Below are 974 nucleotides of genomic sequence, written 5' to 3'. Positions count from 1 at the left end.
GGTGTGGGGGTCGTCGGGACACCGGTCAGGGCGGCCACCAGCGCCGGATACCAGCGGTCGGACATCTTCTGGTCGCCTGCGGCATTGGGATGCACCCCGTCGTAGGTGTCGGCGGCGGTGCGGAAACCGGTCCACTGGTCGACCACGACGATCGGCGACTGCGCGGTGGTCTTGCCCGCCGCCCAGCCGTCGATGGCGTCGTTGAGGGCGACCACCCGCTGGCCGCACTCCGGACAACTGGTGGGTGCCATCGGGATGATCTTCGCGACCAGTACGCGCATGGCGGGGTTGCTCGCCCGCATCTGGTCCACCAGCCTGCTGTAGGCGGCCAGGATCGTGGCGGGGGCGATGTTGCTCCACACGTCGTTGGTGCCGAAATGCATGAGCACGATGTCCGGCCGGGTCGCCGACAGCCAGCCCGGTAGCAGATTCTGGTTGGCCACGTTGGTGACCAGGTACCCGCCGTGTCCCTCGTTGTCGCCGTCGTACGGCTGGCCGCAGCCCTGTGGGCCGAGGGTGCCGACGAAGTCGACGTTCGTGTGCCCGGCCGACTGGAGCCGGTTCCAGAGCAGGGCCCGCCAACAGCCCGGGGAGCCGGTGATCGAGTCGCCGAGCGGCATGACCCGTACCGGGTCCGCCAGTGGTGCCGGCGCGGCGGCGAGCCCGGGCCGGGCGGCGGAGGCGGCAGTGGTGAACGGGACGGCTGCCGCTGACCAGGCGAGGACGGCGGCCATGAGTGCGGAGGTGGCGGCGGTGCGCAGAGACCTTCGGAGCATGGTGGAGGAACTCCTGTCACAGTCGGGGTTGCGGTGTGACGGCCCTGGCGCTCCCGCCGGCATTCAATCAGGTTAATCGCAGTTCATCAATGACTGCGGCTAGTCGCCGTCCACCCGGCGGTCACGCTTGCGCTGTGACTGGCGCTTCTTGTCGGCCAACCGGCGCTCCTTGGCCCCCCGGGACGGGCGGGTCGGGCG

General features: G+C 70.2%; 1 protein-coding gene and 1 pseudogene. Both read right to left on the bottom strand.

The window, feature by feature from the left end; genetic code table 11:
* Nucleotides 1-776, bottom strand: a 776-nt coding sequence (locus C1I93_RS30705; RefSeq protein WP_111246712.1) for an SGNH/GDSL hydrolase family protein, incomplete at its 3' end; no start/stop codon positions are given.
* Between the two features lie 99 nt (nucleotides 777-875).
* Nucleotides 876-974, bottom strand: a pseudogene (locus tag C1I93_RS30700) (aminoacyl-tRNA hydrolase); the annotation flags it as partial.

This window comes from Micromonospora endophytica (assembly GCF_003236305.1).
Classification (GTDB): Bacteria; Actinomycetota; Actinomycetes; order Mycobacteriales; family Micromonosporaceae; genus Micromonospora; species Micromonospora endophytica.
This window is presented reverse-complemented; position numbering and strand designations above follow the sequence as displayed.